Source organism: Pseudomonas sp. S3_A03 (assembly GCF_054668275.1).
The window spans coordinates 5,514,965-5,537,832 of the sequence record NZ_CP162753.1 but is presented as its reverse complement, the minus strand read 5'-3'; the positions used below and the strand labels follow the sequence as shown (position 1 = coordinate 5,537,832).

General features: G+C 62.2%; 22 protein-coding genes and 1 pseudogene. 9 read left to right on the top strand and 14 right to left on the bottom strand.

Annotated features, from left to right (window positions below; translation table 11 throughout):
- Positions 1–255: 255 nt before the first annotated feature.
- The 4 genes from AB4O25_RS25490 to AB4O25_RS25475 all read left to right on the top strand — a co-directional run bounded on the left by AB4O25_RS25490 (position 256) and on the right by AB4O25_RS25475 (position 5,954).
- Positions 256–1,953 carry a molecular chaperone HscC gene (locus tag AB4O25_RS25490; RefSeq protein ID WP_017530472.1) on the top strand — a complete coding sequence of 566 codons (1,698 nt, stop codon included), beginning with the start codon at positions 256–258 and terminating at the stop codon, positions 1,951–1,953.
- Between the two features lie 11 nt (positions 1,954–1,964).
- Positions 1,965–3,578, top strand: a complete 1,614-nt coding sequence (locus tag AB4O25_RS25485; RefSeq protein WP_460150129.1) for a J domain-containing protein — start codon at positions 1,965–1,967, stop codon at positions 3,576–3,578.
- Between the two features lie 141 nt (positions 3,579–3,719).
- A complete protein-coding gene (locus AB4O25_RS25480; RefSeq protein WP_460150128.1) occupies positions 3,720–4,970 on the top strand; it encodes an OprD family porin in 1,251 nt (416 codons plus the stop codon).
- Between the two features lie 84 nt (positions 4,971–5,054).
- Positions 5,055–5,954, top strand: a complete 900-nt coding sequence (locus AB4O25_RS25475; RefSeq protein ID WP_017530469.1) for a polysaccharide deacetylase family protein — start codon at positions 5,055–5,057, stop codon at positions 5,952–5,954.
- A gap of 132 nt (positions 5,955–6,086) precedes the next feature.
- On the opposite strand, the gene pcaC is transcribed toward AB4O25_RS25475, so the two are convergent.
- The 11 genes from pcaC to pcaR all read right to left on the bottom strand — a co-directional run bounded on the left by pcaC (position 6,087) and on the right by pcaR (position 16,737).
- Positions 6,087–6,482 carry a 4-carboxymuconolactone decarboxylase gene (pcaC, locus tag AB4O25_RS25470; RefSeq protein WP_460150127.1) on the bottom strand — a complete coding sequence of 132 codons (396 nt, stop codon included), beginning with the start codon at positions 6,480–6,482 and terminating at the stop codon, positions 6,087–6,089.
- Between the two features lie 10 nt (positions 6,483–6,492).
- Positions 6,493–7,284: a 3-oxoadipate enol-lactonase gene (gene pcaD, locus AB4O25_RS25465; protein ID WP_065877127.1), complete on the bottom strand. Its 792-nt coding sequence runs from the start codon at positions 7,282–7,284 to the stop codon at positions 6,493–6,495.
- Positions 7,285–7,294: 10 nt separating this feature from the next.
- Positions 7,295–8,659, bottom strand: coding sequence for a 3-carboxy-cis,cis-muconate cycloisomerase (locus tag AB4O25_RS25460; protein ID WP_460150126.1), 1,365 nt, complete (start codon positions 8,657–8,659; stop codon positions 7,295–7,297).
- A 10-nt stretch (positions 8,660–8,669) separates the two neighbouring features.
- Positions 8,670–9,965: an MFS family transporter gene (locus AB4O25_RS25455; protein WP_460150125.1), complete on the bottom strand. Its 1,296-nt coding sequence runs from the start codon at positions 9,963–9,965 to the stop codon at positions 8,670–8,672.
- Positions 9,966–10,102: 137 nt separating this feature from the next.
- Entirely contained in the window at positions 10,103–10,669 is a 567-nt protein-coding gene (gene pcaG, locus AB4O25_RS25450) for a protocatechuate 3,4-dioxygenase subunit alpha (protein WP_017530465.1), read from the bottom strand.
- 1 nt (position 10,670) lies between these two features.
- Positions 10,671–11,375, bottom strand: a complete 705-nt coding sequence (pcaH, locus tag AB4O25_RS25445) for a protocatechuate 3,4-dioxygenase subunit beta (protein ID WP_017530464.1) — start codon at positions 11,373–11,375, stop codon at positions 10,671–10,673.
- 17 nt (positions 11,376–11,392) lie between these two features.
- Entirely contained in the window at positions 11,393–12,595 is a 1,203-nt protein-coding gene (pcaF, locus tag AB4O25_RS25440; protein WP_460151004.1) for a 3-oxoadipyl-CoA thiolase, read from the bottom strand.
- The gene (locus AB4O25_RS25435) at positions 12,592–13,371 is read right to left on the bottom strand and encodes a CoA-transferase subunit beta (RefSeq protein WP_017530462.1); all 780 of its coding nucleotides are present in this window, start codon (positions 13,369–13,371) and stop codon (positions 12,592–12,594) included. Before AB4O25_RS25435 ends, pcaF begins: the two co-directional genes overlap by 4 nt.
- Positions 13,371–14,228: a CoA transferase subunit A gene (locus tag AB4O25_RS25430; protein ID WP_460150124.1), complete on the bottom strand. Its 858-nt coding sequence runs from the start codon at positions 14,226–14,228 to the stop codon at positions 13,371–13,373. The genes AB4O25_RS25435 and AB4O25_RS25430 overlap by 1 nt, the downstream gene beginning before the upstream one ends.
- A 179-nt stretch (positions 14,229–14,407) precedes the next feature.
- Positions 14,408–15,748: a 4-hydroxybenzoate transporter PcaK gene (locus AB4O25_RS25425; RefSeq protein WP_065877130.1), complete on the bottom strand. Its 1,341-nt coding sequence runs from the start codon at positions 15,746–15,748 to the stop codon at positions 14,408–14,410.
- 146 nt (positions 15,749–15,894) lie between these two features.
- Positions 15,895–16,737 carry a pca regulon transcriptional regulator PcaR gene (gene pcaR, locus AB4O25_RS25420; RefSeq protein WP_017530459.1) on the bottom strand — a complete coding sequence of 281 codons (843 nt, stop codon included), beginning with the start codon at positions 16,735–16,737 and terminating at the stop codon, positions 15,895–15,897.
- A 561-nt stretch (positions 16,738–17,298) separates the two neighbouring features.
- On the opposite strand from pcaR, the gene AB4O25_RS25415 reads away from it, so the two are divergent.
- Both AB4O25_RS25415 and AB4O25_RS25410 read left to right on the top strand, forming a co-directional pair.
- Positions 17,299–17,499, top strand: coding sequence for a hypothetical protein (locus tag AB4O25_RS25415; protein ID WP_003172389.1), 201 nt, complete (start codon positions 17,299–17,301; stop codon positions 17,497–17,499).
- A gap of 308 nt (positions 17,500–17,807) precedes the next feature.
- Positions 17,808–19,283 (top strand): inorganic phosphate transporter, encoded by a 1,476-nt coding sequence (locus AB4O25_RS25410; RefSeq protein ID WP_017530458.1) that lies wholly within the window; start codon positions 17,808–17,810, stop codon positions 19,281–19,283.
- A 184-nt stretch (positions 19,284–19,467) separates the two neighbouring features.
- Here AB4O25_RS25410 and ccoM read toward each other — a convergent pair whose 3' ends face one another.
- Both ccoM and AB4O25_RS25400 read right to left on the bottom strand, forming a co-directional pair.
- A complete protein-coding gene (gene ccoM / locus AB4O25_RS25405) occupies positions 19,468–19,584 on the bottom strand; it encodes a cytochrome c oxidase subunit CcoM (RefSeq protein WP_017530457.1) in 117 nt (38 codons plus the stop codon).
- Between the two features lie 143 nt (positions 19,585–19,727).
- Positions 19,728–20,018 (bottom strand): hypothetical protein, encoded by a 291-nt coding sequence (locus AB4O25_RS25400; RefSeq protein WP_135196484.1) that lies wholly within the window; start codon positions 20,016–20,018, stop codon positions 19,728–19,730.
- A 4-nt stretch (positions 20,019–20,022) separates the two neighbouring features.
- On the opposite strand from AB4O25_RS25400, the gene AB4O25_RS25395 reads away from it, so the two are divergent.
- The 3 genes and pseudogenes from AB4O25_RS25395 (at position 20,023) to AB4O25_RS25385 (ending at position 22,369) form a co-directional block, all read left to right on the top strand.
- Positions 20,023–20,895 carry a LysR substrate-binding domain-containing protein gene (locus AB4O25_RS25395; protein ID WP_460150123.1) on the top strand — a complete coding sequence of 291 codons (873 nt, stop codon included), beginning with the start codon at positions 20,023–20,025 and terminating at the stop codon, positions 20,893–20,895.
- A 104-nt stretch (positions 20,896–20,999) separates the two neighbouring features.
- Positions 21,000–21,191: pseudogene (locus tag AB4O25_RS25390) on the top strand (RidA family protein); the annotation flags it as partial.
- Entirely contained in the window at positions 21,188–22,369 is a 1,182-nt protein-coding gene (locus tag AB4O25_RS25385) for an aminotransferase class V-fold PLP-dependent enzyme (protein WP_017530453.1), read from the top strand. The pseudogene AB4O25_RS25390 and the gene AB4O25_RS25385, both read left to right, overlap by 4 nt.
- Here the strand turns inward: AB4O25_RS25385 and AB4O25_RS25380 are convergent.
- On the bottom strand, positions 22,366–22,707 hold the full coding sequence (locus AB4O25_RS25380) for an aspartate-semialdehyde dehydrogenase (RefSeq protein WP_065877132.1): 342 nt from the start codon (positions 22,705–22,707) through the stop codon (positions 22,366–22,368). The two genes, AB4O25_RS25385 and AB4O25_RS25380, sit on opposite strands and share 4 nt — an antisense overlap.
- Positions 22,708–22,868 lie beyond the last annotated feature (161 nt).

Below are 22,868 nucleotides of genomic sequence, written 5' to 3'. Positions count from 1 at the left end.
CAAAAAAACCGCCTCCTCACCAGGAGGCGGTTTTTTTATGCCATTTTTTACACCATCGATTAAATGTGGGGGCTTGCTCCCGATGGCGGTCTGTCAGTCAGCTCATCTGCAGCTGACCCACTGCCATCGGGAGCAAGCCCCATCCCACATGGAATTGCATCAAGCCGCCCTAAACCTGCCGCCTTGCTTTTCCGCCAACCTTTCAGGGTAAAATTAGTTACTGATTCTTACAGACCACAGAGGGAGCTTGTCGTAATGATCGTAGGAATCGACCTGGGGACCACCAACAGTCTCGCCGCTGTCTGGCGGGGTGACGCCGCCGAATTGGTGCCTAACGCCCTTGGCCATCTGCTCACGCCAAGCGTGGTCGGGCTGGATGATCAAGGCCGTGTGCTGGTCGGCCAGGCCGCCAAAGAGCGCCTGCATACCCACCCGCACCTGACCACTTCGCTGTTCAAGCGCTACATGGGCAGTGCCACCGAAGTACGCCTGGGCGACCGCTCGTTCCGCCCCGAAGAACTCTCGGCATTGGTGCTCAAAAGCCTCAAGGAAGACATCGAGCGCACCTACGGCCATACGGTCACCGAAGCCGTGATCAGCGTGCCCGCCTACTTCAGCGACGGCCAACGCAAAGCCACGCGCATCGCCGGTGAGCTGGCCGGGCTCAACGTTGAAAAACTGATCAACGAGCCCACCGCCGCCGCCCTGGCCTACGGCCTGCACCAGCGTGACAAAGAGACATCATTCCTGGTCTTCGACCTCGGCGGCGGCACCTTTGACGTGTCGATCATCGAGCTGTTCGACGGCGTGATGGAAGTACGCGCCAGCGCCGGCGACAACTTCCTCGGTGGCGAAGACTTCGACACCCTGCTGCTGGAGCACTTCGTCGACAGCCAACGCAACGCCGCCGACTTCCCACCCACCAGCAGCGTGCTGCACGCCCTGCGCCGGGAGGCCGAGCGCGTGCGCAAAGCCCTGGGCCAGGACGACAGCGCCGAATTCGCACTGCGTGTCGACGGCCAGCAGTGGGTCAAGACCATCACCCAGCAAGAGCTGGCCAAACTCTACACGCCGCTGCTGGAGCGCCTGCGCGCGCCGATCGAACGCGCCCTGCGCGATGCGCGGATTCGCGTCGGCGACCTCGATGAAATATTGCTGGTAGGCGGCACCACGCGCATGCCGCTGGTGCGCAAACTCGCCGCGGGATTGTTCGGCCGCTTCCCTTCCATCAGCCTCGACCCGGACCAGGTGGTCGCCCACGGCGCCGCGATCCAGGCCGCGCTCAAGGCGCGTTCCGCTGCCCTGGAAGAAGTAGTGCTGACCGACGTGTGCCCCTACACCCTGGGCATCGAAACCTCAAACCAGTACGGCGGCCATATCGAAAGCGGCCACTACCTGCCGTTGATCGAACGCAACAGCAGCGTGCCGGTGAGCCGGGTCAAGAGCGTGGTCACCCTGTACGACGACCAGACCCGCGTGCTGCTCAAGATCTATCAGGGCGAAAGCCGCCTGGTCAAAGACAACATCGAACTGGGCCAACTGGACATCAGCGTGCCCAAGCGCAAGGCCGGTGAGGTCTCGCTGGACGTGCGCTTCACCTACGACAACAACGGCCTGTTGGAAGCCCAGGTGAATATCCCGCTGACCGGCGAGCAACACTCATTGGTGATCGAGAACAACCCTGGCGTGCTCAGCCCGCAGGAGATCCAGCAACGCCTGCAAGCCCTGGCGCAGTTGAAGGTTCACCCGCGCGACCAGCAGGTCAACACCGTGCTTACCGCGCGCCTTGAGCGGCTCTATCAGGAAAACCTCGGCGAACTGCGCGAGCAACTCGGCCACTGGGCGGCGCAGTTCCAGCAAGTGCTCGATACCCAGGACGAACGCCGCATCCGCGAGGCCCGCAGCGAACTGACCCGTCAACTCGAGCAGTTGGACAACGGCTTCTGGCGCTGAGGGAGGACCCGATGGAGTATTGGAACGTACTGCAACTGCCCGAAGATGCCGACGAGCGCACCATCAAGCGCAGCTATGCGCGGCTGCTCAAAAGCTGCCGTCCGGACGACGACGCCGCAGGCTTCCAGCGCCTGCGCGAAGCCTACGAGCAAGCCTTGAGCGAGGCACGCTGGCGAGCTGACCGCGAGCCACACGAACGCGTCGAAGTGCCGGTGGTCGAACCGACCTATGCCAACCTCAACGATTTGGCCGAGCTGATGGACATCCGGCCCCTGCAACCGGCCCCCTACGAAGCCCCGGCGCCGGACCCGGCCCACGCCCTGCTCAGCGGCCTCACCACACACAACCTCGACGCGCGCTGGGCCCAGGCCCAGCAACAGCACTGCACCGAGGCCTTCCAGGCCGGCCTGCTGCGCCATTGCTTCGATACGCCCGGCGAGCGCAGCGCCATCGCCCAGTGGGCGGTGCAACACCTGGACTGGCTGACGCCGTGGCAACAGATCGCCATGACCCCCTGGCAGCACGAAGCGCTGACCGGCGAGCTGTTGCAAGACTACCGCCGCACCTTGCAGGAATTGCTGGAGCAAAAGGCCGAGCGCGAGTTCATCAGCCAGCTCACTCACTACAACAACCAAGCGTGGCTGCGGGTGTTCGACCTGCAACAACAATGGCAACGCATCATTTTGCAACTGCTCCACGATACCCAGTGGAGCGTGCCGCTGTTCGAGCGCGTGTGCCAGGCCTTCGCCTGGGACGACCAGAAAGGCGTGTACCCGGAGCCGGCGTGGATGTGGCGCGAACTGGTGGGGCGCTGCGAACAGGAAAGCTTCTACGCCCACTTGCAGGACAAGGCCCAGGACACGCGACGCACCTCTGCCGACGCCATGGCCGCACGCTTGCTGCTGACGCCCATGACGGCCACTCAGCAAAACAACATGATCAATGGGTTTGGCGAGAACGAGTGGAATGCCTGCCAGCACCTGGCCCAGACCCTGACCTGGCGCTACCCGCAACTGGTTGAACGCTTGCCTCAGGCCGATGTGTTTTTCTGGCGCAAGTTCGTGCCGCGGCCGATCTACACCCAGGTGTTTATCCGACTGTGGGCAATCCTCGCCCTCGCCATCGGCCTGAACATTGCCCACGACACCCCGGGCAAGCTGGACCTGATGTCGGTGGTTCTGTTCATGCTGATGTCATTCGTGCCGGCCCTTGTGGCCTTCCGCGTCACTCAGTTCTGGGCGGTCATGAGCTCGGTGTATCGGGTGCCGGACGTCTGGCTGAGCCAGTACCTGATTCCCAAACGACTCAACCCCAACGACTATTGGCTGGTGATTCGTCACGGCGTTCCCCAGGCGATCATGCTGATCGCCTGTGCCTTGATGCTCGGCGTACTCGGCGCCGTGACCTATGCCGGCGCGCTGCTGATCAACCTGCTGCACACGAAACGCATCGGCCAGATGAGCCAGAAACTCAGCGAAGGTTACCCCTGGCTGAACGGCCTGCACTGGGCATTCTGGAGCCCGCTGCAAGCGGTGTTCGTGGCGGTGATGGTGGCGCTGATCATCGCCGCCCAGCATTACTTGCCGGCGATCCCCTGGACCCACCTCACTCCGCCCAAACCCTGACCGCCACGGCCGGGCCTCAGCGCCCGGCAACTTGCGTTCGATCATCGCCCACAACCCGCCCTCCCCCAATTGAACCGCCCCCGCACCGCCACGCACCATGGCCGCCACCTGCATAACCCCAATAACAACAGGTCCACCGCCATGAGCACGTTCCGCCCTCGCCAGCTGTTGCTGGCCACCGCTGTCGCCAGTGTTGCCTTGCCTGTCTTCGCCCAGGAACAGGGTTTTCTCGAAGACGCCAGCGCCAACCTCAACCTGCGCAACTTCTTCATCAACCGTAACTTCACCAACCCCACCAAGAGCCAGGGCGGCGCACAGGAGTGGACCCAGAGTTTCATCCTCGACGCCAAGTCCGGCTTTACCCAGGGCACAGTAGGTTTTGGCGTGGACGTGTTGGGCCTGTACTCGCTCAAGCTCGATGGCGGTCGCGGCACGGGTGGCACCCAGCTGCTGCCGCTGGACCATGACGGCCGCCCGGCGGATGAGTTCGGCCGTCTTGGCGTAGCGTTCAAAGCGCGCATGTCAAAGACCGAAGTGAAGGTCGGCGAATGGATGCCGGTGCTGCCGATACTGCGCGCGGACGATGGGCGCTCGTTGCCGCAGACCTTGCGCGGCGGGCAGATCACGTCAAAGGAAATCGACGGCCTGACCCTCTATGGTGGCCAGTTCCGCGCCAACAGCCCGCGTGACGACAGCAGCATGAACGACCTGTCGATGACCGGTAAAACCGCATTCACCTCCGACCGTTTCAACTTCCAGGGCGGCGAATACACGTTCAACGACAAACGCACCCAGGTTGGCCTGTGGAATGCCCAGCTCAAGGACATCTACCGCCAGCAGTTCATCAACCTGATCCACAGCCAGCCCCTCGGTGCCTGGACCCTGGGCGCCAACCTCGGCTTCTTCTATGGCGAGGACGACGGCAGCGCCCGCGCCGGCAAGCTGGACAACAAGACCTGGTCCGGTCTGCTCTCGGCCAAATACGGCGGTAACACCTTCTATGTGGGCCTGCAAAAACTCACCGGCGACAGTGCCTGGATGCGCGTCAACGGCACCAGCGGCGGCACCCTGGCCAACGACAGCTACAACTCCAGCTACGACAACGCCCAGGAGAAATCCTGGCAAGTGCGCCACGATTACAACTTCGCCGCCCTCGGCGTGCCGGGCCTGACGCTGATGAACCGCTATATCAGCGGCAGCAACGTACACACCGCCACTGTCACCGATGGCAAGGAGTGGGGGCGTGAGAGTGAATTGGGCTACACCGTGCAAAGCGGCAGCCTGAAGAACCTGACGGTACGTCTGCGCAATTCCAGCATGCGCCGCGACTACAGCAACAACGAGTTCGATGAAAACCGGTTGATCGTCAGTTACCCGATAAGTCTGCTGTAAACCCGCGCGGCACTTACTGTATCGTGCGCGCCTGCCGCTGCTGATCCACACAGCAGCGGCCTCTTATTCGAGCCTGCGCCCACCATGAAATCCTTTGCCATCGCATCCGCCGTGCTTGCCCTGGCCATGAGCCTCAGTGGCTGCATTGGCGCGCCCATCGCCTTGACGCCACAGACCGCGCAACGCCTGCAAGCCCAGGCGCCGATCCGGTTTTTGCTGACCTTCGATGACGGCCCCAGTGCGTCGGGCTACAACAACCCGAGCCGTTCGGTGGTGGCCGACCTGGCCGACAACCCGGTATTGCCGGGTATCAAGGCCGTGTTCTTCCTGCAGACCGAAGCAACCCGTTCCGGCGGCAGTTCACGGGGCCGCAAGACCATGGAACGGGAGTACGCCGGCGGCCATGTCCTGGCGTTCCACACGGCTACCGCGTTTCATACCAACCACCGCTGGCTGAACAACGCCGAGCTGGAAAGCACCCTCACCCAGGGCGCCGCAGACATTGCCGCCATCACCGGCGCGCCGCCGGTGCTGGTGCGCCCGCCCTTCTGGAACTATGACCGCCGCACCTTCGCCGCCTATCAGCGCCACGGCATGCAGGTGTTGCTGACCGACCTGAGCGCCAACGACGGCAAGATCTGGGGCTTCAACGCCAGCCCGCGTCGCCGCGCCAACCTGTATCGGCAACTGTCGGTGGTGCGCGAGCGCATTGCCCTGGGTGAATTGCCGACGGTGGACGGCGTGATACCGGTGGTGGTGACCTTCCACGACATCAACCGCTACACCGCAAGGCATATGCAGGAATACCTGCAAATCCTGATGGACAGCGCCCGCGTCAATGGCATGAAGACGGCTGCCGAGCCGTTCTACACCGACCATGGCGCCCTGGAACGCGCGGCGCTGGCGCGGACGGTGAAGGATGTGAGCGAGCCAGTGCACCTGCCGGGGGTATGGAACTGGGTGTGGGATGGCGATTCCCACTGAAATCTACAGTCCTTGTGAAGAACACACATGTGGGAGGGGGCTTGCTCCCGATAGCGGAGTATCAGTCAGTACATATATCGACTGACACACCGCTATCGGGAGCAAGCCCCCTCCCACTTTTTCTACCGTATTTCAGTCCTGGCGGGACTCCACGCCAAGCTCATCCCACACCGACTCCGCCAGATGGAAAGTGGCATTCGCCGCCGGGATCCCGCAGTAGATCGCGCTCTGCATCAGCACCTCCTTGATCTCGGCCCGGGTCACGCCATTGCTGGCGGCGGCGCGCAGGTGCAGCTTGAGTTCTTCGGCGCGGTTCATGCCGATCAACATGGCGATGGTGATCAGGCTGCGGGTGTGCCGCGGCAGGCCCGGGCGGGTCCAGATAGCACCCCAGGCGTGGCGGGTGATCATTTCCTGGAACTCGCTGTTGAACTCGGTCAGGGCATTGAGGCTGCGGTCGACGTGGGCATCGCCCAACACTTCGCGGCGCACCTGCAGGCCTTCGGCATAACGTTGTTTCTCGTCCACAAAATGCTCCTTAGCGGGCCAGCAGAAATTCAATCACCCGGTCGCTGAACGCAGCACCGGCCTGGACATTGGACAGATGCGCCGCATAGAACTCGGCATACTCCGCGCCCCGTACATGGCTCTGGATAAAGTGGCCACCGGCCGGCGGTGTAACGGCGTCTTCAGTGCCGGCAATCACCAGGGTCGGCGCCTGGATTGCCGCCAGTTGCTCACGGAAATCGGCATCCCGCACGGCGGCGCAATTGGCCGCATAGCCTGGCGGCGACGTGGCCGCCAGCATGTCGGTGATCTGCTTGGCCTGGTGCGGGTTGACCGCGGCAAAATCGGCGGTGAACCAGCGCGCGATGGACGCATCACGCAGCGCAACCATGGCCGCCGCGCCGTCGCGCAGTACCATTTCGATGCGTGGGTTCCAGATGTCCGGCGTGCCGATTTTGGCGGCGGTGTTACACACCACCAGGCGCTCCAAGCGCTCGCCGGCGTTGATCCCCAGCCATTGGCCGATCAAGCCGCCCATCGACAACCCGCAAAAATGCGCGCGTTGAATGCCCTGCGCATCCAACAAAGCAAGCACGTCGCGCCCCAACTGCTCGATGCTGTAGGGCCCTTCGGTGACCAGGGATTTGCCATGGCCACGGGTGTCGAACCGCAACACGCGAAAATGCTCGGTAAAGGCCGGGATCTGGATATCCCACATATGCAGGTCGGTGCCCAGGGAGTTGGAGAGCACCAACACCGGTGCGTCGACGGGCCCGTCGAGTTGGTAATGCAGTTCGCCGTCGGCGAGTTGTACATAAGCCACAGTGGCCTCCTCAGGCAGTCAATTGAAAGTGTTCGGTTACTGCGCGAGTGACCCAGGTGCGCGCCTGGCCCAGGTAGTGGGCCGGGTCGAGCAGGCGGTCCAGCTCGGCGGCTGACAGCTGGGCGGTGACCTGCGGTTCATCCGCCAGCACCGCGCGCAGGTGGCGACCCTCTGCGACGGCACGTTTGCAGCACTGCTCAAGCAAATGGTGCGCGGTTTCGCGGCCCAGGCGTTGGGCCAGCACGATGCTCACCGCTTCGGCCAATACCAGGCCTTGGGTCAGGTCAAGGTTCTGCCGCATGCGCTCGGGGTCGACTTCCAACCCTTCGCTTATCAGCAGCGCCTGTTGCAGGGCGCCGGATACCAGCCGGCAAATCTGCGGCAAGGTTTCCCATTCGGCGTGCCACAGGCCCAGGCTGCGTTCGTGCTCCTGGGGCATGGCGCTGAGCATCGTCGAGACCAACCCCGGCACGCAGGTAGCCGCGCCGATCAGCACGGCGGCGCCCACCGGGTTGCGCTTGTGGGGCATGGTCGAGGAGCCGCCTTTGCCCGGCGCCGACGGTTCAAACACTTCCGCCGCTTCGGTTTGCATCAACAGGCTGATATCCCTGCCCAGCTTGCCGAGGCTACCGGCGATCAAGCCCAGCACGCCGGCGAACTCCACCAGGCGATCACGCTGGGTGTGCCAAGGTTGTTCGGGCAAGGTCAGTTGCAATTGCGCCGCCAACGCTTCGGCCACCGGCAGGGCTTGGTCGCCGAGCGCGGCCAAGGTGCCGGACGCGCCGCCGAACTGCAGCACCAGCAAGCGCGGCTTCAACTCGACAAGACGTTGCCGGTTGCGGCTGACCGCCCCCAGCCAACCGGCGATTTTCATGCCCAGGGTCACCGGCGTTGCATGCTGCAACCAGGTACGCCCGGCCAATGGCACATCGGCGTAACGCTGCGCCTGGTCAGCGAGAACCGCGCCCAGCCGAGCCAGGTCGGTTTCGATCAGTTCCACGGCGCGGCGCAGTTGCAGCACCAGGCCGGTGTCCATCACGTCCTGGCTGGTCGCGCCCAGATGCACATAACGCTCGGCGCCGGCGTCTTCAGCGGCAATCAATTTGCCCAACGCCTTGACCAACGGAATCGCCGAATTCCCCGCCGTGGCAATCGCCGCGCCCAAGGCATCGACGTCATACAGCGACGCCAGGCACGCCTGGGCAATCGGCGCCACGGCGGCCTGGGGGATCAACCCGACCTGGGCCTGTGCGCGAGCCAGGCCGGCCTCGACATCCAGCATGCCCTGCAAGCGGCCCTGGTCGCAGAACACTTCGGCCATGCTGTCGGCCGTGAAGTAAGCGTCGAACAATTGGTTGCTCGTGCGCAGCGTCATAACGTATCCCTTACAAATCGTGGTGCAGGTACGCCGCCTGCTTGGGCAAGCGCAAACTGAACAGGAAGGCCACGGCCATCATCGCAGTGACGTACCAGTAAAAGGTGTTTTCCATGCCCATGGATTTCAACCCCAGGGCGACGAACTCCGCCGAACCGCCAAAGATCGCGTTGGCCACCGCATACGCCAGGCCGACGCCGAGGGCACGGACCTGGGGAGGAAACATTTCCGCTTTCACCAGGCCGCTGATCGAGGTGTAGAAGCTGACGATGGCCAGCGCCAAGGTGATCAGCACGAATGCCAGGAACGGGCTGCTCACGGTTTTGAGGGTCAGCAGGATCGGCACGGTGAACAACGTCCCCAGGCCTGCGAACCACAACATCGAATTACGTCGGCCGATCTTGTCCGCCAGCATGCCGAATACCGGCTGCATGCACATATAGAGGAACAATGCGCCGGTCATGATGTAGCTGGAGGTCTTGGCGTGCATGCCCACGGTGTTCACCAGGTACTTCTGCATGTACGTGGTAAAGGTGTAGAAAATCAGCGAACCACCGGCGGTGTAGCCCAGCACCGTGATAAACGCCGCCTTGTGGTCGCGAAACAGCGCAGCGACGCTGCCGGCGTCCTTGTCTTCGCGCATTTCCTTGCTGGTGGTTTCTTTCAGGGTACGCCGCAGCAACAGTGAGATAACCGCCGCAATCGCGCCGATCACAAACGGAACGCGCCAGCCCCAGGCACGCAGCTCTTGCTCGGTGAGGATCTGCTGCAGGATCACCACCACCAGCACGGCCAGCAACTGGCCGCCGATCAGCGTCACATATTGGAAGGACGCAAAGAACCCGCGCTGGCCCTTGAGCGCGACTTCACTCATATACGTGGCGGTGGTGCCGTACTCGCCGCCCACGGACAAGCCCTGGAACAGGCGCGCTACCAGCAGCAGGATCGGCGCCCACACGCCAATGTCGTTGTAGGTGGGCAAAAACGCGATGACCAACGAGCCGGCGCACATCATCAGCACCGAAATCATCATCGAGTTTTTGCGCCCGTGTTTATCGGCTACGCGACCAAACAGCCAGCCGCCGATGGGGCGCATAAGGAACCCGGCGGCGAATACACCGGCGGTGTTGACCAACTGGACGGTGGGGTTGTCCGACGGAAAAAACGCCGGGGCAAAGTAGATGGCGCAGAAGGCATAGACGTAGAAGTCGAACCATTCGACCAAGTTACCGGAGGACGCACCAACAATCGCAAAGATCCGTTTGCTGCGTTCTTCTCCGGTGTAATGACTGGTTTCTGTGGTCATGGCGTTTTCACTCAGTGGGAACGGTTATAGCCTAGACATACTTTGCAACAACCATGTTCCGCAAGCAGACATTTGGGTAGGTGCCTTCTGAAGCGGCCCTATCGGGGGCTTGCCCCCGATAGGGCCTGACAAGCGACTCAATAATCGAAGAACACCGTTTCCTTATCGGTCCCCTGCAGGATCACATTCCACTGATATACCCCCGCCCCATCCGGCTGGGCAATCAAGGTGCCCCGCCGCTCTGCCGGCACACAGGCCAGCAACGGGTCATCGCCATTCAACGCTTCCCCGTCGAAGTAAATCCGCGTGAGCAGGTGCTTGACCAAGCCACGCGCAAACACCAGCACCACCAAATGCGGCGCCTGGGTCGTGCCTTGAAGGCCCGGCACGCTGCCCGGCTTGATCGTGGTAAACCGGAAGCGCCCTTCGGCGTCCACCGGCACGCGGCCAAAGCCTTCGAAGTTCGGGTCGACGGCTTTGTCCTGCTCGTCCTCGGGGTGGTCGTATTTGCCGGCGGCATTGGCCTGCCAGACTTCGAGCATGGCGTCGTTGACCGCATCACCGTTGCCGTCCACCACTTGCCCACTGATCGCCACGCGCTCACCGAGGGTGGCGGCGCTGGTCAGGTCTTCGCGGTTCAGCCAGGTCAGGCCGATGTGGTAATACGGCCCTACGGTATGGGACGTGGTTGCGTAAAGACTCATCTCATTTCTCCATCGGCGTGGCGTCGCGGCCGCGCAGGACGATGTCCCAGCGGTAGCCGAGGGCATAGGAAGGAATGGTTTTCTCCAGGTCGAAACGCGCGATCAGGCGTTCCTTGGCGCTGGTATCAGGCACACAGTTGTAGATCGGGTCGTATTCCAGCAACGGGTCGCCGGGGAAATACATCTGCGTCACCAGACGCGTCAGCACGCTGGGGCCGAACAGTGAAAAGTGGATGTGCGCCGGGCGCCACGCGTTGTGGTGGTTGCCCCACGGGTAGGCGCCGGGCTTGATGGTCTGGAACTGATACCAGCCGTCGGCGTCGGTGACAGTGCGCCCGGTGCCGGTGAAGTTCGGGTCCAGCGGCGCGTTATGCAAGTCGCGTTTATGGTTGTAGCGTCCGGCGGCGTTGGCCTGCCAGATCTCCACCAGAATGCCCGGCACCGGCAGGCCGTTTTCATCCAGCACCCGGCCGTGGATGATGATGCGCTCGCCCTGAGGCTCGCCTTCATGCTGGGCGGTAAGGTCGTTGTCCTGCGCATTGATCCGCTCGGCGCCGATGGTCGGGCCGGTGATTTCCGACAGGGAATGGGGCAAAAACACCAAGGGCTGAGACGGCGAACGCAGGTTCGTCGACTGGTAGGCCGGGTGCAGGTAATCAGGTTGGGTGCCCGCTTGCGGGCGCCGGTAACCGGGCTTGTCACTCATGGAGCAATCCTCTCTTATTAGACGCGTTCAATCGCCAGGGCCAGGCCTTGGCCGACGCCCACACACATGGTCGCCAGGCCTTTGCGGCCGCCGGTTTTTTCCAACTGATGCAGGGCCGTCAGTACCAGCCGCGCTCCGCTCATGCCCAACGGGTGGCCAAGGGCGATGGCGCCACCGTTCGGGTTGACCTGCGGCGCGTCGTCGGCGATGCCCAGCTCACGCAGCACCGCCAGGCCTTGGCTGGCGAAGGCTTCGTTGAGCTCGATCACGTCAAAATCGGTGACGGCCAGGCCCAGGCGCTCGACCAACTTGCGCACTGCCGGCACCGGGCCAATGCCCATCACGCGCGGTGCGACACCGGCGCTGGCCATGCCCAATACCCTGGCGCGGGCGGTAAGGCCATGTTTTTTGACCGCTTCGGCCGAGGCCAGAATCAGCGCGGCGGCGCCATCATTGACACCCGACGCGTTGCCGGCGGTGACGGTCTTGTCCGGGCCGTTGACCGGCTTGAGTTTGGCCAGGGCGTCGAGGGTGGTGTCACGCGGATGCTCATCGCGCTCCACCACGGTTTCGCCTTTTTTATGCGCAACCCGCACCGGCACGATTTCTTCGGCAAAGTAGCCGGCGGCCTGCGCGGCAGCGGTACGTTGCTGGCTACGCAGGGCGAAAGCGTCCTGGTCGGCGCGCGACACGTTGTAATCGTCGGCCACGTTATCGGCGGTCTGCGGCATCGCATCCACGCCGTACTGGGCTTTCATCAACGGGTTGATAAAGCGCCAGCCGATGGTGGTGTCCTCCAGCTTCATGGTGCGCGAGAACGCCGCGTCGGCCTTGCCCATCACGAACGGCGCACGGGACATCGACTCGACGCCGCCGGCAATCGCCAGCTCCATCTCGCCGCTGGCGATGGCACGGAAGGCAGTACCGATGGCGTCCATGCCCGAGGCGCACAAACGATTGAGGGTCACGCCCGGAATACTCTCCGGCAGGCCCGCGAGCAACAGCGCCATGCGGGCGACGTTGCGGTTGTCTTCGCCGGCCTGGTTGGCGCAGCCGAGGAACACCTCGTCCACCGCGCTCCACTGCACCGACGGGTTGCGCTCCATCAGCGCCTTGATCGGCAGGGCGGCCAGGTCGTCGGCACGCACCGTGGCCAGCCCCCCGCCGAAACGGCCGATGGGGGTGCGGATGGCATCACAGATAAATACGTCGCGCATCAGGCTTCTCCTGGCGCTTGGCCATGGGCGGCGGCGGTGCGCGCTTCGAGGTCACGCAGGGCCGTGAGTTCTAGCTCGGTGGGTTCGGCGGTGGTATCAACCTGGTCGGCAAACCGAATCGCCCAACCGGTGGCCGCCACGACTTGTTCGCGGGTCACGCCCGGGTGCAGCGCGGTGACCACAAACTCATGGGTGCCCTCCTCCGGCTCCATGATGCACAGGTCGGTAATAATCCCGACAGGACCGGCTCCCGGCAGGCCCAGGCGCTTGCGTGAATCGCCGCCTTCGCCGTGGCCTACGGAGGTAATGAAATCCAGCTTGTCGACAAACGAACGCGAAGACTGCTTGAGTATGATCAGTACGCTCTTGGCCGAGCCGGCGATCTCGGGCGCGCCACCGGCACCCGGCAGGCGCACTTTGGGCCGGTGATAGTCACCGACCACGGTGGTGTTGATGTTGCCGAAACGATCAACCTGGGCCGCGCCGAGAAACCCCACGTCAATGCGCCCGCCCTGCAGCCAGTAGCGAAAAATCTCACCGGTCGGCACCACGGTGTCGGCGGTTTCCGCCAGCTCGCCGTCACCGATGGACAGCGGCAGTACCGAAGGCTTGGCGCCAATCGGGCCGGACTCGTAGATCAGCACCACATCGGGCGACGACGTCAGGCGCGCCAGGTTGGCCGCTTTCGACGGCAAGCCGATACCCACGAAGCACACCGAACCGTTCTTCAGGCGGCGCGCGGCGGCGACGGTCATCATTTCATTGGTCGAGTAAGCCATTAGTTGGCCTCCTGCGCGGTGGCCAGTTTGGCCTGGAATTCACTGAAGTCGGCAGTGCCGTGGATGTATTCGTCAATCCATGCGGTAAAGGTCCCACGGTCGCGGGCAATCGGGTCCCACGCCTGGTAGAAGCGGTTATCGCGTTCGTTGTAACCGTGAGCGTAGGACGGGTGTGCGCCACCGGGTACATGGCATACCGCGGTCAGGGCCCAGGTGGGCAGGACGCAGCTGTTCATCGGGGCATTCAGGTCGTCGACGATTTCTTCCACGGTGACGATGCAACGCTTGGCCGCCAGGGCCGCTTCCTTCTGCACACCGAGGATGCCCCAGAGCAGCACGTTGCCCTTGCGGTCGGCCTTCTGTGCATGGATCACGGTGATGTCCGGGCGTACCGACGGGACCGCTGCCAGCACTTCGCCGGTAAATGGGCAGGTCACGCTTTTGATCAGCGGGTTGACCTTGGGCAGGTCGGAGCCAGCGTAGGCGCGCAGCACCGCGAACGGCAGGCCGGACGCGCCGGCGACGTAGGCGTTGGCCAGGTCGGCATGGCTGTGTTCTTCGATCTCCAGCGGCAGCGGCCATTGCTTTTCAACCGCGTCACGCAGCCGGTGCAGGGACCCCACGCCGGGGTTGCCGCCCCAGGAAAAAATCAACTTGCGTGCACAACCGGCGCCAATCAACTGGTCGTAGATCAAGTCAGGCGTCATACGCACCAACGTCAGGTCTTTCTTGCCCTGACGAATGATTTCATGGCCTGCGGCAGTAGGGATCAGATGGGTAAAACCTTCGAGGGCGACGGTATCGCCGTCGTTCACGAAGCGCTTGACCGCATCACGCAGGGTGAGAATTTCAGCCATGGGGTTGGGCTCCCGGTGTTGATCGAAAAAGGCGCGCAGGCGGCGCCGAAGTGACTGCAGATTAAGCCGGGCAAATGGGCCAAACAATCCGATAATCGACTAACCGTTCGATTATCGAACCGATTGTTATCAAGCTACTCACTTGTGCGAACTCGTCCCACACTTGCTGGCGTCAGGCTTCAGGTAGCGTCGGCGTGGCTGACCATGCCTTTGATAACGACCGCTGCGGTGGCCAACGCGGCCGGGATCACCAAGGCGGTGAGTACCTGTTCGAAATTCCAGCCCAGGCCGAGCAAGGTGGCGCCCATCCACGCACCGAGAATGGCGCCGAAGCGGCCGATGCCGAGCATCCACGACACGCCCGTGGCGCGGCCCTGGGTCGGGTAGAAGCGTGCGGCCAGGGACGGCATCGCCGATTGCGCACCGTTGACACACATCCCGGCAACCAGCACCAGGGTGGCCAGCAGCGTGATGTTGCCCAGGCTCTGCCCGACCGCGTAGGCAAACACCCCGGCCAGCAGGTAGAAAGTGCCGATGACCTTGTGAGGGTTGAAACGGTCCATCGCCCAGCCGACGCCGACAGCGCTCAGCACGCCACCAAACTGGAACAACGCACCGATAAACGCGGCCTGCTCCATGCTGGCGCCGCTGTCACGCATCAGGGTCGGCAGCCAACTGGTCAGCAGGTAAACAATCACCAGGCCCATAAAGTAGGTGAGCCACAGCAACAAGGTGCCGGCGCTGTAGGTGCCGGCGAAAATCACCGCCAGCACATTGCGGGCCTTTACGGTTTTTTGCTCGGGCACGCTGAAATGGGTGGCTTGACCCACGATATGGGGCTCGATGGGTGACAGTGTTTTGCGCACCTTGTCTGCGCCGCGATTGCGCACCACCAGGTAACGCGCCGATTCCGGCAACCACACCAGCAGCACCACGGCCAGGATCAACGGCAGGATGCCACCGATCAGCAACAGGCTGTGCCAGCCGAACGCTGGTATCAGCTTGGCCGAGATAAACCCACCACCGGCCATGCCCAGGTTGAACCCGCAGAACATGCTGGTTACCAGCAGCGACTTATGGCGTTCAGGGGTGTATTCGGACAGCAGCGTGGTGGCGTTGGGCATCCCCGCCCCCAGGCCCAGCCCGGTCAGGAAGCGCAGCACCAGCAGTTGATCGACGTTGCTGCTGTAGGCCGACGCCAGGCTGAACGCGCCAAACACCAGCACCGCGCCCACCAGCACCACCTTGCGGCCGAAGCGGTCGGCCAGCGGGCCGGAACCCAGCGCGCCAAACACCATGCCGATCAACGCGGCGCTCATCACCGGCCCGAGGCTGGCGCGGTCGATGCCCCAATCCTGAGACAGCGCAGGCGCGATAAAGCCCATGGCGGCGGTGTCGAGGCCATCGAGGAACACAATCAGGAAACACAGAATCACCACGCGCCACTGATAGCGTGACAGTGGCTGGGCGTTGATAAAGGACTGTACGTCCAGGGTGGAACCGACAGAAGGCTGATTCATTATTTTTATTCCACACCGATGGCGGGCCGACCACCTGGGGTCGTCATTATTATTGGGGGCACTGGCAAGAGCGCTGCCGCACATTAATAAGCCTGGGGAAACACCGTCAATTGATCACGCCGGGATCTGTGCGGTCACCGAACACCTTAGGCAAACAGCTGCGCGCTCAACTCACGGCTGGCACTGAGCATGCTCGGCAGGAAGCGCTGTTCCAGCTCGCTGCGGCTGACCCGTCCGGCGTGGGTGCTGACATTGAGCGCCGCCAGCACTTGGCCAGACGCGTCATACACCGGTACGGCAATCGAACGCAGGCCCTGTTCCAGTTCCTGGTCGACGATACACCAGCCCTGCTGACGCACTTGTTGCAGGCACTCGAACAGCGCTTCGGGGGTGGTCAGGGTGCGGCTGGTCTTGGTGGGCAGATCGGCGTGGTCGAGGTAGTCCTGCAGTGACGCGTCATCCAGCGCCGCGAGCAGGATGCGCCCCATGGAGGTGCAATAGGCCGGCAACCGCCCTCCCACTGACAGGTCGACCGAAATCAGGCGCTGGGTCGTGGCCGAACGAGCGATGTAGAGAATGTCATCACCTTCGAGGGTGGCCATGTTGCAGGCTTCGTGAAGCTGCTCGCTCATGCGGTCCAGATAAGGTTGCGCCGACACCGCCAGCGGCGTGGACGAGAGGTAGGCATGGCCCAGGGTCAGGACCTTGGGCAACAGCGAATAGGTACGCCCGTCGGTGGTGGCGTAGCCGAGTTTGATCAGGGTGTGCAGGCAACGGCGTACGGCGGCGCGTGGGATTTCGGTGCGATGGCTGATCTGGGCGATGGTCAGGTGGCGCTTGCGTTCTTGAAAAGCCTGCACCACGGCCAGGCCACGGGCCAGGGAAGTCATAAAGTCCGGATCACCCGTGAAAGCCTGGATGCGCTTGGCTGGCGATGCAACGATCGGCGGCGCCACTGACGCGAAAGAGTTGCGCAATTGATCGTTCATGTGGGGGTCCTATTCTCTTATTGTCAACCACTGGAGGGATGGGGCTGCTATTACAAGCCGCGTCGGCCGCGATGCACAAGGCAGCGCCAAGAACATTGGGCGATTATCGGACGATCCGGCGATTATCGCAATTTGGCTGCCGCCCATGGGCTACGAGCGAGAAAACCGCGTAAACCCACCGCAGCGTTAAGGAGAAGTTGTTAACTCTGACCACTTTATACAATCTACGACGCCAGAACGCCTGCAAACTACCCACGCGTTGGTGTAATAAAACGCTCATACAACGTTGACGCTTTTTAACTTTATGCCGATAGTGTTATTCAAATGCGCCGCTATAATGCACCCTGTGCGCGGGTCACCCTTTATCGGGGCCCACGTTCGCCAGGCCATGCACATGCAGTGCATCGGCGGTTGCAACTACCCGCCTCGAAAGGCTGCCGACACCCAGTAATCTCGCCTCATTCAAAGTTGAACACCCACGGTTCAACTTTGGACAACGCGAAGGTGCCAGTCAGGCATAACGTTGCACTGTAATTACACTCAACTCAATTAGGTAACAATGTGACGAAAGATGAACTGCGCGCGGAACTTGAGCGCCAGGAGCAACGTTACAAGGACGTTTACGGCGGGGAAGTCACCACCTACGCCGCCCAGCCTGAACCTGAGCGCAAACCATGGCGCAAACGCGCCAGCTTGCTCGACCAGGCATTTGCCCAGGAAATCCAAAAGATTGAACAGGAACTCAAAGCCGAAGAGCCATAAGCGCTTCGGTTTGAGCCCAGGGCCGGCCTCGGCTGCTCGCCATGCTGGCAGCCGGCAATCCCGCGCCCTTAATCACCTGTAAAATTTCTTACAAATATTTCAGACATGACGTTTTGATGACAAAACCCTGCCTTTTCGCCCCGGCGCGTTATAAATCAAAGGCTTGCCAAAGCCCCGAAAACCCTGGGACAGCCCGCTTCTACCCGGTTTTTTTCACTGAAGATTGTTACCGATGAGCAGCTAGTGCATCGATTACCGAGGTTTTCTGGCATAATCGCGCCCCCTTACGACCGGGTCAGAAAACCTTCATGATCGATTTATTCAGCGGACTGGATGCTTGGGTTCTCGTGAGCCTGTTGCTCGCCCTGGCCTTTGTCCTCGCCTTCGAGTTCATCAATGGCTTTCATGACACCGCTAACGCGGTGGCCACAGTCATCTATACCAAAGCCATGCCGCCGCATCTGGCCGTGTTCTTCTCCGGGGTGTTCAACTTCCTCGGCGTGTTGCTCGGTGGTGTCGGTGTCGCCTACGCCATCGTGCACTTGCTGCCGGTTGAGTTGCTGATCAACGTGAACACCGGCCACGGTCTGGCCATGGTCTTCTCGTTGTTGGCAGCGGCGATCACCTGGAACCTGGGCACGTGGTACTTCGGTATCCCCGCTTCCAGCTCCCACACGCTGATCGGCTCAATCCTCGGTGTCGGCCTCGCCAACGCCCTGATCAACGATATCCCCTTGGCTGACGGTGTGAACTGGCAGAAGGCTATTGATATCGGCGCCTCCCTGGTGTTCTCGCCGATGGCCGGCTTCCTGGTCGCAGCCCTGGTGCTGATCGGCCTGAAGTGGTGGCGCCCGCTGTCGAAAATGCACAAGACGCCGGACCAGCGCCGCAAGCTCGACGACAAGAAGCACCCGCCGTTCTGGAACCGCCTGGTGCTGGTGATCTCTGCCATGGCCGTAAGCTTCGTGCACGGCTCCAACGATGGCCAGAAAGGTATCGGCCTGATCATGCTGGTGCTGATCGGTATCGTGCCGGCCCAGTTCGTACTCGACCTGGGCAGCACCACCTACCAGATCGAACGTACCCGCGACGCCACCGTGCATTTGAGCCAGTTCTACCAGCGCAATAACGCCACGCTCGGCGAATTCCTGGCACTGGGTAAAAGCGTGAAGGATGACCTGCCGGGCAAGTTCCAGTGCAACCCGCAGCAGACCGAGCCGACCATCAATGCGCTCGTCAGCACGTTAAAGGGTGTCTCCGACTACCACTCGTTGACCTCCGACCAGCGTATCGAAGTGCGCCGCTACCTGCTCTGCCTGGATGACACCGCGAAGAAAGTCGGCAAGCTACCGGGCCTGGAAGCGCGTGAGAAGGCTGACCTGGACAAGCTGCGCAAAGACCTGACCGCCACCACCGAGTACGCACCGTTCTGGGTGATCCTTGCGGTAGCACTGGCCCTGGGCCTGGGCACCATGGTGGGTTGGAAGCGCGTGGTCCTGACCATCGGCGAGAAGATCGGCAAGCAGGGCATGACCTATGCCCAGGGCATGTCGGCGCAAATCACCACCGCGACGATGATTGGTTTTGCCAACATCTTCGCCCTGCCGGTATCCACCACCCACGTACTGTCTTCCGGCGTGGCCGGTACCATGGTTGCCAACAAAAGCGGCCTGCAAGGCGGCACGGTCAAGACCATCCTGATGGCTTGGGTGTTGACGCTGCCGGCAACCGTTGGCCTGTCGGCCGGGTTGTTCTGGTTGGCATCAAAGGCGCTCGGCAGCTGATAGTCCGCTGCAATAAAAAAAGGTGCGATCCGCAAGGGTCGCACCTTTTTTATTGCGTGTTTCAAACGCACCATTGTCCAACTGCGGGAGCCCGCGCCCCCGCTTCATGTATCAAATAACAGGCAAAAAAAAGGCGACCGAAGTCGCCCAAAATGCCTTGCGTGCTCATGTAACCCGGAAAAACCTATGGTTTTTTACGCTTGTTCGCGTCTTTCCAGATAAAAAATCCAAACCCTACAAAAAACAGCACCATGAGGCTTACAGTCAGCACTCCGGCGAATACCACATTATCGATAAACATGACCGGCCTCCTGTGCTTGCCCTGTTGCGATAGGGCTAAGTTAATGGAGAAGGCGGGTTGGAAAATTGACGAGGATCAATGTCGCCCACAACAGGGCGTAAAGAAGGGCAATAACTGACCTGCATCAATAGATGCAGGGGGGTTCAACGCTTTTTAGGTTTGTTTTTTGATTTTTTCTTGGCTTTCCCTAAGGGCATCGCCTGCTCAAACGCTTGGCGAACTTCATTCAGGCGCTTGTCATTGAGGTCATGAACTCGCTTGGCGCGTTCGGCACTCAGGTCAATCAACTTGTCGTCTTCACTCATGGCTTGGCTTACGTCGTGGCGGGAATGGCCCAATAATGCGGCCTCTCCCGCCTGACGGCAAATCAGCGCAAGACAAAAGGCAGGCCCTCGCCCAAAATCGACATTCTCGACCCGACCCAGGAAGCCCATTCAGGTGGCACTGCACAAAGACCTTCCGCCGTTGCTGGCCCTGCGCGCCTTTGAGGCCGTGGCCCGGCACTTGAGCTTTATCAAGGCGGCGGATGAGTTGTCGGTGACCCAGAGTGCCCTCAGCCATCAGGTACACAAGCTTGAGCAATACTTGGGCAAATCGCTGTTTGTACGACGCACCCGCGCCATCGACCTGACCGCCGATGGCCAGCAGTACTACAACGAAATCCGTCCCGCCCTCGACATCATCGCTGCCGCGACCCGCGCGCAACGGGTAGCCCCCGGCACCACGGTGTTGCGCATCGGCCTGCTGGCGTCCTTCGCCACGCTGTGGCTGGCCCCGCGCCTGGCCGGGTTTCTCAGCCGCTACCCGCACATCCAGGTGGAACTGCTCCCGGCGATTCAACTGGCCAACGTTGCCGCTGCGCACGTCGACCTCGCCATTCGTTACGGCAAAGGCGATTGGCCCGATGTAAAGGCCAAGCGACTGATGCCGGAAGTGATCTCACCGGTGTGCAGCCCCGCGTTCAAGGCCAGCCGACCGCACAACGCACCGCTGTTGATGGCCACCTCGCACAGGCCGTTCGAGTGGACGGATTGGTCCCGGCATTATCAAGTCGACCTGCAACTCCACCCCCGCGTGATGCTGCACGACTACAACATCGTGGTCGAAGCCGCCGTGGCCGGCCAAGGCATTGCCATGGGGCGTCACCGCCTGATCGAGCGCCGGCTCCAGGACGGCAGCCTGGTCGAGGCTTTCGACTGGCCGCCCTACCACAGCGACATCGGCTACTGGCTGATCAGCCCTCAAGGCGCCACCAACGAAGCGGCCGACTGCTTTGGCCAGTGGTTGAAACAAGCCTGCGGCGATGCTTGAGTTATTTCGATACGTCGAGTGAGTTCTATCCGTTTGTCGCCGCCTCCCGAGCACCACATGCTCGCGCCTTTAGAACCCGAAGGATTGAGATCATGAGCGACTCCCTGCGCCTGGGCGTGTTTATCGCCAGCAGCGCCGATTTCCAGCGCCAAGGTATGGTGGCCAACGGTGCGTCGAACCTATTGGTCAATGTCCTCGGTGAAAAGGGCCGCCATGTGCGCACGGCGGTGGGTGTTTGCAGCCTGCCGGCCGGCGTAGCGGTGGAGGTTGACGCGATTTTCGAGCTGCGCCCATGAGCCCGCTCGACGTGCGGCAATTGCGGGCCGCCACCCCCGGCTGCCAATCGGGCATCGTGCACTTCAACCATGCCGGAGCCTCCCTACCGAGCCAGGCAACCCTCGATGCCATCATCGATCAACTGCAACGCGAAGCCCGCGACGGCCCCATGGAGGCGGGTGAACAGGGCGCCGTGCTGATGGAAAACGCCCGCAGTGCCGCCGCGCAATTGCTCAACGCACCCACCCGCGCGGTAGCCTTCGCCGGCAGCGGTTCGGCCGCCTGGAATATGGCGTTCCAGGCCTTGGGCCCCTGGCAGCCGGGCGACCGTATTCTGGTGGGCCGTCATGAATGGGGCGGCAACCTGGCAAGCATGCAGTTGGCCGTGCAGGCGGGCGCGCGCGTGGAAGTGATCCCCTGCGATGAAACCGGCGCGGCCTGCCCGCTGGCGCTGGCGTCAATGATCGACGCGCACGTAAAGCTGATCGACCTCACCTGGCTGCCGGCCAACAGCGGCCTGATCAACCCCGCGCAGGCCATCGGCGAAGTGGCCAGGCGCCATGCCATCCCCTATTTCATCGACGCCGGCCAAGCCGTGGGCCAAGTGCCCGTGGATGTGCAGGCGCTGCATTGCGATGTGCTCAAGTCAGCCGGTCGCAAACACCTGCGCGGGCCTCGGGGCACAGCATTGCTGTACGTACGCCCGGATTTCCTGCAGCGGTTGAACCCTGCTCAGCGCGACGTATTTTCGGCACCCTGGAGCCCCCAGGGGTTCGACCTGCGCGACGACGCCCGGCGTTTTGAAACCAGTGAGGTGTCTTTCGCCTTGTTGGCGGGGTTGGGCAATGCACTGCAGGAGATGAATCGATTGGGGATTGAGCGCGTGTGGGAACACGTCTCCCGAACCAGCGCGCGAATCCGCGCAGCTCTGTGTGAGATTCCGGGCATTTGCCTGCATGACCTGGGCGCGAAGCAATCCGGCTTGATCGCGTTCAACCTCGCAGGTTGGGACGCCTTTGAACTGAAGCGACAATTGGGTTTGAAGCGGATCAATATCGGTGCCAACGGCGTGGCCTACACCCCACTGGATATGCAGGCGCGCGGCCTGCCCAGCATTGCGCGAATCTCCGTCAGCCCCCTCAATAACGATCACGACATCGAACGGCTGATGGCTGGCCTGCGGGAACTGCGCGGTTAAACCTCGACGTCCACCCACAAGCCCTGGCGCGGTGCATCTTCGATCAGCGGCACCACGGGTACCGTGTTATCGGCGTTGAGCAGGTCGCCGGGGATCGCCAGGTGCTGGTCGGGGTCCTCGTCGGCTTCGCGCCGGCGTTTCTGTTGTTCCTGCTGGCGGCGCTGTTCTTCACGCAGCAAAAAGGTCGACTGCTCGGCATCGCCCTTTTTCAGGTCGATCGTGCTTTCGTTGGCGCCCGCTTGCACGGGGACCACGGGCGGGATATCCGGTTTCTGGCGGACCGGGTCGAGTTGTGACGTAACCGGCACAACGCTCACGGGCAGCATAGGTGGCAACATAATCTTTCTTCTCCTGATCAACAGGCTGTCGGCGCAACGCAGGGCGACTTGAACACCCGTTCGCCAACCTGTGACCCAGTCGACACTCGCAAGTGCCCGCCACCTGTCGATTCACGGCTCGCCGCCGCCCTCAAACGGAGTAGTTTTTGTCAGAGTCCTTT

Bases quoted from the DNA above. Each gene is read 5' to 3' on its own strand.
- AB4O25_RS25455 (WP_460150125.1), bottom strand. From the start codon at position 9,965: ATGACCACAGAAACCAGTCATTACACCGGAGAAGAACGCAGCAAACGG.
- AB4O25_RS25425 (WP_065877130.1), bottom strand. From the start codon at position 15,748: ATGAATCAGCCTTCTGTCGGTTCCACCCTGGACGTACAGTCCTTTATC.
- AB4O25_RS25490 (WP_017530472.1), top strand. From the start codon at position 256: ATGATCGTAGGAATCGACCTGGGGACCACCAACAGTCTCGCCGCTGTC.
- AB4O25_RS25460 (WP_460150126.1), bottom strand. From the start codon at position 8,659: ATGACGCTGCGCACGAGCAACCAATTGTTCGACGCTTACTTCACGGCC.
- AB4O25_RS25475 (WP_017530469.1), top strand. From the start codon at position 5,055: ATGAAATCCTTTGCCATCGCATCCGCCGTGCTTGCCCTGGCCATGAGC.
- AB4O25_RS25485 (WP_460150129.1), top strand. From the start codon at position 1,965: ATGGAGTATTGGAACGTACTGCAACTGCCCGAAGATGCCGACGAGCGC.
- AB4O25_RS25480 (WP_460150128.1), top strand. From the start codon at position 3,720: ATGAGCACGTTCCGCCCTCGCCAGCTGTTGCTGGCCACCGCTGTCGCC.
- AB4O25_RS25400 (WP_135196484.1), bottom strand. From the start codon at position 20,018: ATGGGCTTCCTGGGTCGGGTCGAGAATGTCGATTTTGGGCGAGGGCCT.
- pcaH (WP_017530464.1), bottom strand. From the start codon at position 11,375: ATGAGTGACAAGCCCGGTTACCGGCGCCCGCAAGCGGGCACCCAACCT.
- ccoM (WP_017530457.1), bottom strand. From the start codon at position 19,584: ATGTTTATCGATAATGTGGTATTCGCCGGAGTGCTGACTGTAAGCCTC.
- AB4O25_RS25410 (WP_017530458.1), top strand. From the start codon at position 17,808: ATGATCGATTTATTCAGCGGACTGGATGCTTGGGTTCTCGTGAGCCTG.
- pcaG (WP_017530465.1), bottom strand. From the start codon at position 10,669: ATGAGTCTTTACGCAACCACGTCCCATACCGTAGGGCCGTATTACCAC.
- AB4O25_RS25430 (WP_460150124.1), bottom strand. From the start codon at position 14,228: ATGGCTGAAATTCTCACCCTGCGTGATGCGGTCAAGCGCTTCGTGAAC.
- AB4O25_RS25385 (WP_017530453.1), top strand. From the start codon at position 21,188: ATGAGCCCGCTCGACGTGCGGCAATTGCGGGCCGCCACCCCCGGCTGC.
- pcaR (WP_017530459.1), bottom strand. From the start codon at position 16,737: ATGAACGATCAATTGCGCAACTCTTTCGCGTCAGTGGCGCCGCCGATC.
- AB4O25_RS25435 (WP_017530462.1), bottom strand. From the start codon at position 13,371: ATGGCTTACTCGACCAATGAAATGATGACCGTCGCCGCCGCGCGCCGC.
- AB4O25_RS25380 (WP_065877132.1), bottom strand. From the start codon at position 22,707: ATGTTGCCACCTATGCTGCCCGTGAGCGTTGTGCCGGTTACGTCACAA.